The sequence below is a fragment of the Plantimonas leprariae genome, assembly GCF_008802405.1.
GTDB lineage: Bacteria > Pseudomonadota > Alphaproteobacteria > Rhizobiales > Rhizobiaceae > Plantimonas > Plantimonas leprariae.
This window is the reverse complement of record NZ_VZDO01000001.1, coordinates 16,705-30,055: the sequence shown is the minus strand read 5'-3', so window position 1 is coordinate 30,055 and position 13,351 is coordinate 16,705. Positions and strand designations below refer to the sequence as shown.

The 13,351-nt window shown below is 70.8% G+C and carries 8 protein-coding genes; 5 read left to right on the top strand and 3 right to left on the bottom strand.

The window, feature by feature from the left end; all coding sequences use genetic code 11:
- The first annotated feature begins 3 nt into the window (after nt 1–3).
- Nucleotides 4–843, top strand: a complete 840-nt coding sequence (locus F6X38_RS00125) for a carbohydrate ABC transporter permease (protein WP_150967511.1) — start codon at nt 4–6, stop codon at nt 841–843.
- A 5-nt stretch (nt 844–848) separates the two neighbouring features.
- A complete protein-coding gene (locus F6X38_RS00120) occupies nt 849–1,940 on the top strand; it encodes an ABC transporter ATP-binding protein (RefSeq protein WP_150967510.1) in 1,092 nt (363 codons plus the stop codon).
- Nucleotides 1,941–1,978: 38 nt separating this feature from the next.
- On the opposite strand, the gene F6X38_RS00115 is transcribed toward F6X38_RS00120, so the two are convergent.
- On the bottom strand, nt 1,979–2,194 hold the full coding sequence (locus tag F6X38_RS00115; RefSeq protein WP_150967509.1) for a hypothetical protein: 216 nt from the start codon (nt 2,192–2,194) through the stop codon (nt 1,979–1,981).
- A 152-nt stretch (nt 2,195–2,346) separates the two neighbouring features.
- Between F6X38_RS00115 and F6X38_RS00110 the strand changes: the two genes are divergently transcribed.
- Nucleotides 2,347–7,842: an alpha-2-macroglobulin family protein gene (locus tag F6X38_RS00110; RefSeq protein WP_150967508.1), complete on the top strand. Its 5,496-nt coding sequence runs from the start codon at nt 2,347–2,349 to the stop codon at nt 7,840–7,842.
- Nucleotides 7,839–9,914: a penicillin-binding protein 1C gene (gene pbpC / locus F6X38_RS00105; protein WP_150967507.1), complete on the top strand. Its 2,076-nt coding sequence runs from the start codon at nt 7,839–7,841 to the stop codon at nt 9,912–9,914. The genes F6X38_RS00110 and pbpC overlap by 4 nt, the downstream gene beginning before the upstream one ends.
- Nucleotides 9,915–9,920: 6 nt before the next feature.
- Here pbpC and F6X38_RS00100 read toward each other — a convergent pair whose 3' ends face one another.
- Nucleotides 9,921–10,328 (bottom strand): DUF1761 domain-containing protein, encoded by a 408-nt coding sequence (locus F6X38_RS00100; protein WP_150967506.1) that lies wholly within the window; start codon nt 10,326–10,328, stop codon nt 9,921–9,923.
- 108 nt (nt 10,329–10,436) lie between these two features.
- Between F6X38_RS00100 and F6X38_RS00095 the strand changes: the two genes are divergently transcribed.
- Entirely contained in the window at nt 10,437–11,351 is a 915-nt protein-coding gene (locus tag F6X38_RS00095; RefSeq protein ID WP_150967505.1) for an alpha/beta hydrolase, read from the top strand.
- Here F6X38_RS00095 and F6X38_RS00090 read toward each other — a convergent pair.
- Nucleotides 11,344–13,341 carry a CocE/NonD family hydrolase gene (locus F6X38_RS00090; protein ID WP_150967504.1) on the bottom strand — a complete coding sequence of 666 codons (1,998 nt, stop codon included), beginning with the start codon at nt 13,339–13,341 and terminating at the stop codon, nt 11,344–11,346. The genes F6X38_RS00095 and F6X38_RS00090 overlap by 8 nt on opposite strands.
- Between the last annotated feature and the right edge of the window lie 10 nt (nt 13,342–13,351).

Sequence of the window (13,351 nt, the reverse complement as noted above, 5' to 3'; positions counted from 1 at the left end):
GCGATGGCCGCCTCCCGCACCCGCCTCGCCGGCACGATCGCGCATCGCCTCGCGATCCTCGCCTATATCGCCGTCGCGCTGTTCCCACTGTTCTGGCTGCTGAAGGTCTCGGTCACGCCGAACTCGCTGCTCTATTCGGAAGGCGTCCGCCTCTGGCCCTCCGAGACGACCTTCGAGCACTACCGCTTCGTCATCGCCAACTCGGCCTTCCCGACCTTCTTCAAGAACAGCTTGATCGTCTCGCTCTCGACCGCCGTCGTGGTGACGCTGGTCGCGGCGCTCGCCGGCTACGCGATGTCGCGCTTCGCCTTCCGCGGCAAGCTCGTCCTGATCGGGCTCCTGCTCCTGACGCAGATGTTCCCGCTGGTGATGCTGATCGCGCCGATCTTTCGGATGCTCTCGCCGCTGGGGCTCACCAACTCGCTCGCTGGCCTCGTCGTCGTCTATTCGGCCTTCAACGTGCCCTTCGCCGTGTTCCTGATGCAGAGCTTCTTCGACGCGATTCCTAGGGATCTGGAGGAGGCCGCGGAGATGGACGGGGCGAGCCGGTTCATGGCCTTCCGCCAGATCATCGTGCCGCTGACGCTGCCCGGCATGGCGGCGACGCTCGGCTTCGTCTTCACCGCCGCGTGGAGCGAGCTCCTCTTCGCGCTGATGCTGATCTCGAAGGCCGACAAGAGCACCTTCCCGGTCGGCCTCCTCACCTTCGTCTCGAAGTTCGGCGTCGACTTCGGGCAGATGATGGCGGCCGGCGTCCTCGCGCTGATCCCGGCGATCCTGTTCTTCCTCCTGATCCAGCGGTTCCTCGTCGAGGGCCTCACCGCCGGTGCCGTGAAAGGCTGACCTCCATGGGCGCGATCGACATCCAGGGCGTCCGGAAATCCTTCGGGCCGGTGGAGGTGCTCCGCTCGGTGGACCTTTCCATCGGCAAGGGCGAGTTCATCGTCCTCGTCGGTCCGTCCGGCTGCGGCAAGAGCACGCTGCTCCGCACCATCGCCGGGCTGGAGGACGCGACTGGCGGCGACATCGTGATCTCCGGCCGGCGGGTCAACGACCTCGCGCCGAAGGACCGGAACCTCGCGATGGTGTTCCAGAGCTACGCGCTCTACCCGCACATGACGGTGGCGGGGAACATGAGCTACGCCCTCCGCCTCCGGAAGACCGCGAAGGACCGGATCGCGGCGGCCGTGTCCGGCGCGGCGAACCTTCTCGGCCTCGGGCAACTGACCGAGCGCCGGCCGAAGCAACTGTCCGGCGGCCAGCGCCAGCGCGTCGCGATGGGCCGGGCGATCGTGCGTGAGCCTGCCGCCTTCCTGTTCGACGAGCCGCTGTCGAACCTCGACGCGCGTCTGCGCGAGCAGATGCGGGCCGAGATCAAGAAGCTGCACGGCCGGCTCGGCGCGACGTCGATCTACGTCACCCACGACCAGATCGAGGCGATGACGCTCGCCGACCGGATCGTCGCGATGGAAGGCGGCACGATCCAGCAGATCGGCACGCCGGCCGAACTCTACGACCGGCCGGCGAACCGCTTCGTCGCGGGCTTCATCGGCTCGCCCGCGATGAACGTCATCGAGGCGATGGTGGAAGGCGGCCGCCTGGAACTGGCGCCCGGCAGCTTCATCGAACCGCCGGCCGCGCCGCTCGCGAACGGCAGGCCGGTCGTCGTCGGCATCCGGCCGGAGCACGTGCTGCTCGGCGAGGGCGCCGGCGACTCGCCGCTCCGCGCCACCGTCGAGATCGTCGAGCCGACCGGGATGGGCGCGATCGTCCACCTGCGTCTCGGTTCGGACGAGACGAGCCACGTGGCCGCCCCGTCGCCGCTGAAGGCGTTCCATCTCGGCCGCGTCGGATGGAAGGTGGGCGAGAGGGTGCCGGTCCGTTTTCCGCCGGAGCATCTGCATCTGTTCGACGCGGCGTCGGGCGTTCGGCTCGGCTGAAGGCTTGCCCCCTCCCGGCTCGGGAGAGGGAAGGGTGCCTACTTGTTGGTGCGGCCCGTCTGCTTCGGGTCGATGCCGCCTTGCGCATTCACGTCGTTCTCGACGTCGCCTTCGAAGGTGGCGTTGCCCTGGATGTCCTCCGGGTCGGCGCCCGCCATCGTCATGCCCTTCGAACTGTTGATGCCGGGATTGCGGTCGAGATCGTCCTGCGGCTTCACGGCGCCCGGCGATCCCGCTTTCAGATGCTTGCTCATCCGTATCTCTCCTCGTGTCGTCGGTTGGGGAATGACGGAATATGACTTGCGTTGCACCGGGCGGGACCCTGTGCCGCACCGGGCGCTGGCACGGGCGAACGAACCGCATTAGAGTGCCGCAAGGGGATGTGCCGCGAGGGGAGCGGATGGCGATGGACCTTGCAGCGGGGATGTTCCGCCGGATCGTCTTCGGGCTGGTGTTCGGACTCGGGTCCGCCGGGGCGGTGCAGGCGCAAGGTCCCGAGCGCACGATCGTTCCTTCGCCGAACGCCGACTATTACGGCCACGACTACGACATCCTGAAGGGCGTCGACCGCAACATCTGCGAGACGGCCTGCCTCGCCGACAACCGCTGCAAGGCCTTCACCATCAACCTATCCAAGGGCTGGTGCTTCCTGAAGGACGATGTCGGCGAGCTTCGCGCCGCGAAGAACGTCGCCTCGGGCCGCATCGCGGAGAACTCGGCCCCCGCGCCGGACCGTGAGGCGCAGGTCGCCGAGCGCCGCAAGGAACTCGGCTTTCTCGCCAAGGGCAGCCTCGACGGCGCCGACCAGCTCCGCGTCGGCCTCGCCGACGAGGAGCGCGACGCTTCGATCGACGACGCGGGCATCATGGGGCAGGCCGACGACGCCCTGAAGATCCTCAGCTACGGCGAGGCCGTCCGCCTCTACCGCGAGGCGCTGAAGCGGGACCCCCTCGACCCGCACGGCTGGTTCGGCATGGCGCGCGCCGCGCTCGCCTTTTCCTCCGACGACTACGAGGCGAAGCAGGCCAACGACGCACTTCGCGATCCGGCCGCGATCAACGGCTATCTCACCGCCGACAACGACACCGACAAGGCCGCCGCGCTCGATCTCCTGGCGCAGGGCATGGCCGCGCGCGAGGACTGGAAGAGCGCCATCAAGGCATGGCGCGCGAGCCTCGCGGTGAAGGAGAATGCGGATGCGCAGAAGCGCCTCGACGAGGCGGTGGCGAGCCACGGCTTCCGCATCACCGACAATTCCGTCGATTCCAACGCCGCGAACCCGCGCATCTGCCTGAATTTCTCCGAGGAGCTGGCGCCCTCCGTCACGGCATCCGAGAACGCCGGCGACTTCGTTTCGGTGGAGGGCGGCGACAGGCTGCCCGTCACGGCGTCCGGCTCGCAGATCTGCGTCGAGGGCGTGCAGCACGGCAGCCGCTACGCCGTCGTCGCCCGGCGCGGCATCCCGTCGGCGAGCGGCGAGCGGCTGGCGAAGAACGTCAGCGTCTCGATCTACGTGCGCGACCGCGATCCGGCCGTCCGCCTGTCCGGCAACGTCTATGTGCTGCCGGCCGGCGGCGACGTGACGATGCCCGTCACCACGATCAACACCGACGTCGTCGAAGCGCGGCTGCTCCGGATCGGCGACCGCGAGCTCGCCCGCACGATCGGCGACGCGAAGTTCCTGTCGCAGATGGCGTCCTACGACGCCGACGACGTGGCCGCGAACCGGGGCGAGGAAGTCTGGAAGGGCTTCGTCGACGTCCAGCGGAAGACCAACGAGGAAGTGGTCACGGCCATCCCGGTCGCGGCGATCCTGAAGGAGCGGAAGCCCGGCGTCTACGTCCTCACCGCCAAGGCGCAGAACGCCAAGGGCAGCGACGAGACGCTGGCGACGCAGTGGTTCGTCCTGACCGACATCGGCCTCACCACCTTTTCCGGCGAGGACGGCTTCCACGTCTTCGCCAGATCGCTCGGAACCGCCGAGCCGGCGGCGGACGTGAGGCTCGAACTCGTCGCCGCGAACAACGAGGTGCTCGGCACCGCGGCGACCGACACCGCGGGACATGCGCGTCTCGCGCCCGGCCTCCTGCGCGGCACCGGCGGCGACCGCCCGGCCGTCCTGACGGCCTCGACAAGCAACGGCGACTTCGTGTTCCTCGACCTGACCGGCTCGCCCTTCGACCTCACCGACCGGGGCGTCGAGGGCAGGGCGCCGGCCGGGCCGCTCGACATGTTCCTGACGACGGAGCGCGGCATCTACCGCACCGGCGACACCGTGCACCTGACCGGCCTCGCGCGCGACGCCAAGGGTGAGGCCGTCGATGGCCTGACGCTGACCGGCATCGTCTCACGGCCGGACGGCATCGAGTTCGCGCGAACGCCCGTCAAGGCGGAAAAGGCCGGCGGCTTCGCCTGGGACGTGGGTCTGCCGGCGAACGCCATGCGCGGAGCCTGGAGCTTCGCGCTCCACACCGACCCGAAACAGCCCGCGATCGCTTCGACCTCGGCGCGCGTCGAGGATTTCGAGCCGGAGAAGATCGACTTCTCGCTGGATGTGGCCGCCAAGGACCTCGATCCGGCGAGCCCGCCGGAGGTGCCGCTCGACGTGCGCTACCTGTTCGGCGCGCCGGCTGCCGATCTCGCAGTTTCCGGCGAGGCGGTGTTGGAGCCGGCCGATTTGATCGAGGGTTTTCCCGGCTATTCCTTCGGCCTCGCCGACGACCAGCCGACCGCGGTGCGGCTGCCGATCGACGAGACTGCGACGGACGAGGAAGGCAAGGCGACCGTCACGCTGCAGCCGTTCGAGCCGCCGGTGACGACGAAGCCGCTCAAGGCCTCGCTGCAGGTGCGCGTCGCGGATGCGGGCGGCCGGCCCGTGGAACGCGACGCCGATCTCGCCCTCGTCGGAACCAAGATGCGCATCGGCGCGAAGCCGCTGTTCGACGGTTCGGTGCCGGAAGGCAGCGAGGCCGCGTTCGAGCTTCTAGCGCTCGACGCGAGGAACGCCCGTGCCGACCTGCCCGCGGTGGGATGGGTGCTGAACAAGGTCTCGACCGATTTCCAGTGGTATTCGGCGAACGGCCGCTGGAACTACGAGCCGGTGACGCGGAAAAGTCGCGTCGCCTCCGGCACGCTCGACCTGAAGGCCGGCGAGCCCGCGAAGCTCTCCATGCCGGTCGAATGGGGCGGCTACGAACTCGTGCTGACCGATCCGTCCGGCCGGGCGCTGCCGACGAGCCTGTCCTTCGAGGCCGGCTGGTACGTCGCGGCGCGCTCGATGGAAACGCCGGACATCCTGAAGGTCTCGCTCGACAAGCCGCGCTACAAGGTCGGCGACAAGGCCGTGGTCCATATCGAGCCGCGCTTCGCCGGCAAGGCGGAAGTCTTGGTGATGGACGAGCGCGTCGTCGCCACCGCCAGCGCCGACATTCCCGCGACCGGCGGCGACGTGACGCTGGACGTCACCCGCGACTGGGGCCCCGGCGCCTATGTCACCGCCGTGCTCTACCGGCCGATGGACCTCGCCGAGAAGCGCATGCCGGGCCGCGCGATGGGTCTCGCCCATGCCGGCGTCGAGCCGGGCGACCGCGCGCTCGCCGTCTCGCTCGACGCGCCGGAGCGGATCGAACCGCGCCGCAGCGTCGACGTCGGCGTGACCGTCGCCGGCGTGAAGACCGGCGAGACCGCCTACGTCACGCTGGCGGCGGTGGATGTCGGCATCCTCAACATCACCGGCTTCCAGCCGCCCTCGCCGCAGGGCTGGTACTTCGGCCAGCGCCGGCTCGGCGTCGAGATCCGCGACCTCTACGGCAAGCTCATCGACCGGATGCAGGGCGCGCCGGGCACCGTGCGCTCCGGCGGCGATGCGGGCGCCGCGATCGCCAGCCCGCCGCCGATGGACGACCTCGTCGCGCTGTTCTCGGGCGTCGTCACCGTCGGGCCGGACGGCCGCGCCACGGTGAAGCTCGATGTGCCGGACTTCAACGGCACGCTGAAGCTGATGGCTGTCGCCTGGTCGAAGACCGGCGTCGGCGAAGCCTCCCGCGACATGCTGGTGCGCGATCCGGTGGTGGCGCAGGTCAGCCGCCCGCCGTTCCTCAGCCCCGGCGACGCCTCGCGCATCGCGCTCGACGTGACCCATGTCGAGGGACCCGCCGGCCGCGTGCATCTGGCGCTGACCGGCGGCGCGGGCGTCGTCCGCATCGAAGCGAATGCCGATGCCGACCTCGACCTGACGGCGAAGGGCCACGGCCGCGTGCTGGTGCCGATCGTGGCGGAGAACAGCGGCGAAGCCGGCTTCGACCTCGCGTTGACGACGCCGGACGGCATGATCCTGCGCAAGAGCTTCACGCTCGCCGTCCGCTCCATCCAGCCGGAAACCGTGAAGCGGAGCTCCTTCCCACTCGCCGCGAACGGCGGCAAGCTGACGCTCGGCCCCGAGCTTCTGGCCGACTTTCAGCTGGGCACCGGCCATGCGACGCTGACGGTCTCAGGGCTCGGCGACTTCGACGTCGCGGGCGTCGTCGCGGCGCTCGACCGTTATCCGTACGGCTGCACCGAGCAGATCACCAGCCGTGCGCTGCCGCTCGTCTATCTCGACCGGACCATCGTCGCGGCGGGTCTTCGCGACCGCGCTGACGAGGTGCGCGAGCGCGTCGACAAGGCGGTGAAGGGCGTGCTCGCCAACCAGGGCGCCAGCGGCTCCTTCGGCCTCTGGTCGCCGGACTACGGCGATCTCTGGCTTGACAGCTACGTCACCGATTTCCTGACGCGGGCGAAGGAGGCCGGCTACGACGTGCCGGTGGAGGGGCTGATGCTGGCGGTCGACAACCTCGCCAACCAACTCGCCTACCAGCCGGAGCAGCCGGACTGGGGGCCTGTCGCCTACGCCTACTACGTGCTGGCCCGCAACGGCCGGGCCGCGATCGGGGACCTGCGCTACACCGCTGACAACGAGGCGGCGAACTTCAAGACGCCGCTGGCGCAGGCGCATCTGGCGGCGGCACTGGCGCTCTATGGCGACCGGGTGCGCGCCGAGATGCTGCTCCGCAAGGCCTCGGCCGGGGCGGTGAACGGGCCGGAGGACAATCCGAACCGCAGCGATTACGGCACGCCGCTCCGCGATGGCGCGGCGGTGCTGGCGATCGGGCTGGAAACCGGCGTCGATGGCGTCGACTTCCAGCCGCTGGTGCAAAAGGTCGGGCTGGAGCGCGCCGCGCGGCGCTACACCTCGACGCAGGAGGATGCCTGGTCGCTGCTCGCGGCCCACGCGCTGCTTGCATCGAAACCACTAAGGCTCACCGTCGACGGCGCGGCGCGGGACGGCGCCTTGGCCATGTCGCTCGACGCGGACCGGCTGGCGCGAGGCACGGAGATCGTCAACCGCGGCGCGGAACCGGTCACGGCGGCGGTGACGCTGGCGGGCGTGCCGCTCGTCGCGCCGCCGGCAAAATCGAGCGGCTACCAGATCAGCCGCTCCTACTACACGCTGGACGGCAAGGAGGCCGATCCGGCGACGATCGCGCAAGGCGCGCGGCTCGTCGCCGTCCTCGACGTGCTGCCAACCGACACGGGCTACGCGCGGCTGATGATCGACGACCCGCTGCCGGCGGGCCTCTCGATCGACAATCCGGCGCTAATCCGCGGCGGCGATGTCGGGGCACTTGGTTTCCTCGAACTCACTGGCGAGGCGGCGCATACCGAGTTCCGCGCCGACCGCTTCCTCGCGGCCGTGAAGAAGCCCGAAGGGAACACCGACCGGATGCGCTTCGCCTATATCGTCCGGGCGTTGTCGCCGGGCGAGTTCGTGCATCCGGCGGCGACGGTCGTGGACATGTACCGGCCGGAAAGCCGCGGCTCGACGGGCGAGGGACGCGTCTCGGTGGTCGGCCCGCGCCGGTGAAGCGCCGCCGCCTCGCCGTCGCGCTCGGCCTCGGCGCGGCGCTCCTAGGCGGCCTCGGATTCGCCGGCAATCGGTGGCTGGAGAGCGCCGTCGCGGCGCGCGCGGCACGGCTCGCCGAGCCTGAGACCGGCGTCCTCGTCGAAGCGAGGGACGGCGGCATCCTGCGCGCCTTCGCCACGCAAGACGGGCGCTGGCGGCTGGATGTTTCCGAGCCCGACGTCGACCCGCGTTTTCTCCTCATGCTGACCTCTTGGGAGGACAAGCGCTTCGCGTCGCACGGCGGCATCGACGCCGTCGCGCTCGGCCGCGCGGTCTGGCAGTCGGTGCGCCACGCCTGGCTCGTTTCCGGCGGCTCGACGTTGACCATGCAGGTGGCGCGCATGGTCGAGGGCCTGCCGACCGGGAGCCTCCGCGCGAAGGGCGAACAGTTCCTCGGGGCGCTGGCGCTGGAGCGGGCGCTCGGCAAGCGCGGCGTCATGAACCTCTATCTCAAGCTCGCGCCCTACGGCGGCAACGTCGAGGGCGTGCGCGCGGCGAGCCTCGCCTGGTTCGGGCACGAGCCGCGCCGGCTGACGGCGGCGGAAGCCGCGCTGCTCGTCGCCCTGCCGCAATCGCCGGAGCGCTATCGGCCCGACCTCCATCCGAAGCGGGCGAAGCAGGCGCGCGACCGCGTGCTGGCACGGATGGTGGCGCTCGGCATCCTGGCGCCGGCCGAGGCCGAGCGCGCCAGCGCCGAGCCGGTGCCGACCGCCCGCCGCGCCATGCCGATGCTCGCCGCCCACGCGGCGGAAAGCGCAAAGGCGGCGAACCCGGCCGCGAAGCGCCTGCCGCTGACGCTCGACCGACACTTGCAGGAAAGCCTCGAAGCCTATGCCCGCGACAAGGCCGCCGGCCTGCCGAAGCCGCAGAGCCTCGCCATCCTCGTCGCCGACCACACGACCGGCGAAATCCTCGCGACGGTTGGCGCGCCCGACATGTTCGATACCGAACGGCAAGGTTACGTCAACTTGACGAAGGCCGTGCGCTCGCCGGGCTCGACGCTCAAACCGCTGATCTACGGCCTCGCCTTCGAGGCGGGCGTCGCGCATCCCGAAAGCCTCGTCGACGACCGCCCGACGGCCTTCGCCGGCTATACGCCGCAGAACTTCGACCACACGTTCGAGGGCGTCATCACGGCGCGGCGCGCGCTGCAGCTCTCGCGCAACCTGCCGGCGGTGGAACTGCTGGCGGCGGTCGGGCCATCGCGGCTCGTCCAGCGCATGCAGCGGGCCGGCGCGCATCCCGAACTCGGCAGCCGCACGCTGCCCGGTCTCGCGATCGGCCTCGGGGGCCTCGGCATCTCGCTGGAGGACCTCGTGCGGATCTATGCCGGCCTCGCCAACGGCGGCGTCGCCAAGCCGCTCCGGATCGACGCATCGCCTGCTGCGATCCTCGGCGCTCCGCCCGCGCGGCGCATTCTCTCGGAACAGGCGGCCTGGTACGTGACCTCGGTCCTCGCCGGCGCGCCGACCACCGCGAAGGGGCCGCCCGGCACGATCGCCTTCAAGACCGGCACGTCCTTCGGCTATCGCGACGCCTGGACGGTCGGCTACGACGGCCGGCACGTCGTCGGCGTCTGGCTCGGCCGGCCGGACGCGGTCCCGGTGCCGGGCCTCGTCGGGCAGGACGCCGCCGTGCCGGTGATGCGCGACGTCTTCGCGCGGCTCGGTCCCGCGAAGCGGCTGCCCGGCCCGCCCCCCGGTATCCTCGCCGCGGCGGGCAGGCGTTTGCCGCCGGCGATGCGGAAGGTCGGCGGCGGCATCGACGCGGCCGGCGCCGACCGGCCGGAGATCGTCTTCCCGCCGAACGACACCAAGGTCGAGCTCGGCCTCGCGGACGGCGCCGCGAGCGACCTGTCGTTGAAGGTGCGCAACGGCACGCCGCCCTTCACCTGGGTCATCGACGGCATGCCGGCGCTCACCGGCCTGTTCGACCGGCAGGCGGCGTGGCGGCCGCAGGAGCCCGGCTTCGTTACCATCTCCGTGGTGGATGCGAAGGGCGCGGCCGCGAGCAGCCGCGTCTTCGTGGACTGAGCGCGCTCACGCTCCCGGTGTGCCGGGCGGCGGCACGAGGCCGTAGGATTTTAGCACCACCGCCTGCAGCACCATGACGACGAGCCAATGGGCGCAGTCGCCGAGGATCGGGCGGGCGGATAGCCGCCGATAGAGCAGCGTCACCGCGAGCGCAGGCAGGACGAAGCCGATCCAGATGACGACCGCGCTGCCGACCGCCATCGTCCACTCGCCGGCCTGGCGTGGCGCGAGAATCAGCGCGCCGGCGAGGATCGAGGCCAGCCAGAACTCGGCGACCAGCGCGACGACGGCGAGCGCCGGCGTGATCCGTCGCTCGGGCATGCCGCCGAGCGATTTCACCCAGAGAAAGCCGACGAGCAATCCCGCGAGCGTCGCCAGCCCGATCGGCACGACATTGAGGATGATGTAAATCATGGCTAGCGGTCCTCTCCGGACGGAGGAAGGCCGGCCGCGGCGCGGACGTTCCGGCACAGGCTGCGGCATTTCCGGTCAGTGGCGCACCGAAAAGGGAGACGAGCATCGATGAGCGGTCCGTGGCCGAGCGAGCCGGAGATCGTCGCCTTTCAACGGCGCTGCGATGGCTTCTATCCGCCGGACGCCGTCTCGGCTCCGGTGGCGCAGCAGCGCGAATGGTACGACGCCCTCTGCCGTGAGTTCGATCCTGGCTGGCCGAAGGGGATCGGAACGGTGGATCGCCCGATCGAGGGGGTACGATGCCGGCACTACCGACCGGCGCGGATCGAGGCTGCCGCCACGGTGCTCTACCTGCACGGCGGCGGCTTCGTGGTCGGCTCGCTGGACAGCCACGACGCGATCTGCGCCGAGATCGCCGCCTCGACCTATGCCGAAGTCGTCGCGGTCGATTACCGCCTCGCGCCGGAGCACCGCTGGCCGGCGGCCTTCGACGACGGCATGGCCGTGCTGCGAGGACTCATCGGCGAGGAGCGGAGCGTGGTCCTCGCCGGCGACAGCGCCGGCGGCAACCTCGCGGCGGGGTTGGCGATCCGCGCACGGGACGAAGGCTTGGCCGGTATCGGGGGGCAGGCGCTGATCTATCCCGGTCTCGGCGGCGACCTCGTTTCGGGCTCCTACGCCGAGATGGCGGATGCGCCCGGCCTCGCCACGGCGGACGTCCGCTACTATCGCGACCTCTACGGCGCGCCGGAAGGCGATCCGGTCGCGTATCCGCTGCGCGCGGCGAGCCTCGCCGGCCTGCCGCCGGCCTATGTGACGGCGGCGCGTTTCGATCCGCTGCGGGACGACGCCCGGCGCTACGCGGCGCGGCTGGCGGGAGCGGGCGTCGACGTCAGCTTCCGCGAGGAGCCGCAGATGGTCCACGCCTGGCTGCGCGCCCGCCACATGAGCCCCGGCGCGCGCGTCGGGTTCGCCGCGCTCTGCGCCGGCATCGCCGCCCTGGCGCGCCGCCCGGTCACATGAGGTCGCGCGGGATCGTCCGGCTCCAGCGCTTCGTGTGGATCGGCTCGTCGCCCTCGTAGGCGACCACCTCGGCGGCGATCACCCAGTCGTTCCGCGTGCAGGACAGGCGGGCGAGGCTTTTCGTCCTGACGCTCCAGCCGTCCGCGCGGCGCATCTCCGTCGTCCAGCGCGAGGTGCCGGTCATCGACAGCGGATCGTCCGGCGCGATCGTCCAGAACTCGTCGCGCACCTGCCTTGTCGCGAGGCCCGTTTCCGGATGCTCGGCGAGGCCGGTATCCTCGAAGACGCGGTAGTTCGTCAGTCCGCGCTGCAGGTCGCGCTCGACGCTGCGGCGCGAGGCGGCCGGCGCGTGCTCGACGTATCTCGGCAGCGGATCGGGATTCTCCGGCTCCGGCACCGGGATCGTCTCGGCTTCCCCGAGCAGCGGCAAGGCGAGGGTCAGGCCCGCCGTCTCGACCACGATGCCGCCCGCATCCGGCCCCGGCAGCACGGTCGGCCAGTAGGCGGTGGACAAGGACAAGCGCAGCCGATGGCCCTTGCCGAATCGGTAGCCGCAGGCGTCGAGGTCGAGCCGCACCTCGATCCGCTCGCCGGGGTCGAGCGGCGAGGGCTCGGCATTGCCGTTCCAGTGCGCGAGGTTGAGGACGCCGTAGGACACGCGCGTCGCCGTGCCGTCGGCATGGACGTCGACGAGCCGCGCGACGAGGTTGGCGGAGGGCGCGTCCGGCACGAGGCGGAGTTCCAGTCGCGGGAAACCGAGAAGTTCGACCGCCTCCGCCAGCGGCGCGGTCTCGAAGACCAGCGAGCCGGCGTCGTCGGCCCGCTGGTCGCCGGGCAACTCGGCGTCGGGCTTCAGCGTGAACCATTCGCCGGCCATGGTGCCGGTGTCCTCTGGCGAGCGGAGGGCGATCCGCTCCGGCGGCGCGCCGTCCGGCTCGGCGACGAGCGAACGGCCTTGGCCGGCGTGGAGCGTCAGGGTTTCGGGCGTACGCCAGCGGTCGAGCCCGACCCAGCGGCCGGGATCGGCGTCGCGCCGGTGCGCCGGCCTGACGCCGTCGAGGATGTAGGCCCGCACTTGCGGCACGTCCTCCACGCCGTTCGGCTCGTCCCGCAGCCAGCGGTCCCACCAGCGGATCGCCTCGTGGAGGAAGTCCATGCGCGGCTTCGGCCAGGCGAAGTGCGGGTACTTGTGCACCCAGGGGCCGACGATCGCCTTCGCCGTGTCGCCGAGGCCCTCGACGGCCTTGAACGGCGTGTTGCGGTAGCCGTCCGCCCAGCCGGCGATCACCAGCGCCGGGACCGGGAAGCCGGCGAAGTCCTCGCGGATCGAGCCGTGCTTCCAGAAATCATCGCGCCGCTGGTGGCCGAGCCACTCCTCCAGCATGAACGGCTCGCCCTCCAGCCGCTCGATCCACATCTCGCGCCACCTGTCGCCGACGATCGCGGGATCCGGCGCGCGCGACTGATAGGCGAGCATCGTGGCCGCCCAGGAGAGTTGTGCCGAGAGATGGCAGCCGTTCTTGTAGTGGATGTCGTCGTTGTAGCGGTCGACCGTCGAGGCGATCGAAATCACCGCCTTCAGCGCCGGGTGCTTGAGCGCCGCCACCTGCAGGCAGTTGAAGCCGCCCCAGGAGATGCCCATCATCCCGACCGCGCCGCTGGACCAAGGCTGCGCGACGATCCAGTCGATCACCTCCAGCGCGTCGGAAAGCTCGCGCGGCGTGTACTCGCCGTCGATCACGCCGTCCGATTCGCCGGAGCCGCGGATGTCGACGCGGACGCCCGCATAGCCGGCTTCGGCGAAGCCCGGATAGGTGGACTCGTCGCGCGGGGACGTGCCGTCGCGCTTGCGATAGGGCAGGTATTCGAGGACCGCCGGCACCGGCTCGTCCTCCGCTCCCTCCGGCATCCAGATCCGCGCGGCAAGACGCGTGCCGTCGCGAAGCGTGATCCACTCGTTCTCGATGACGCGGAAGGCGCGTGTCGGCATACTCGGTACT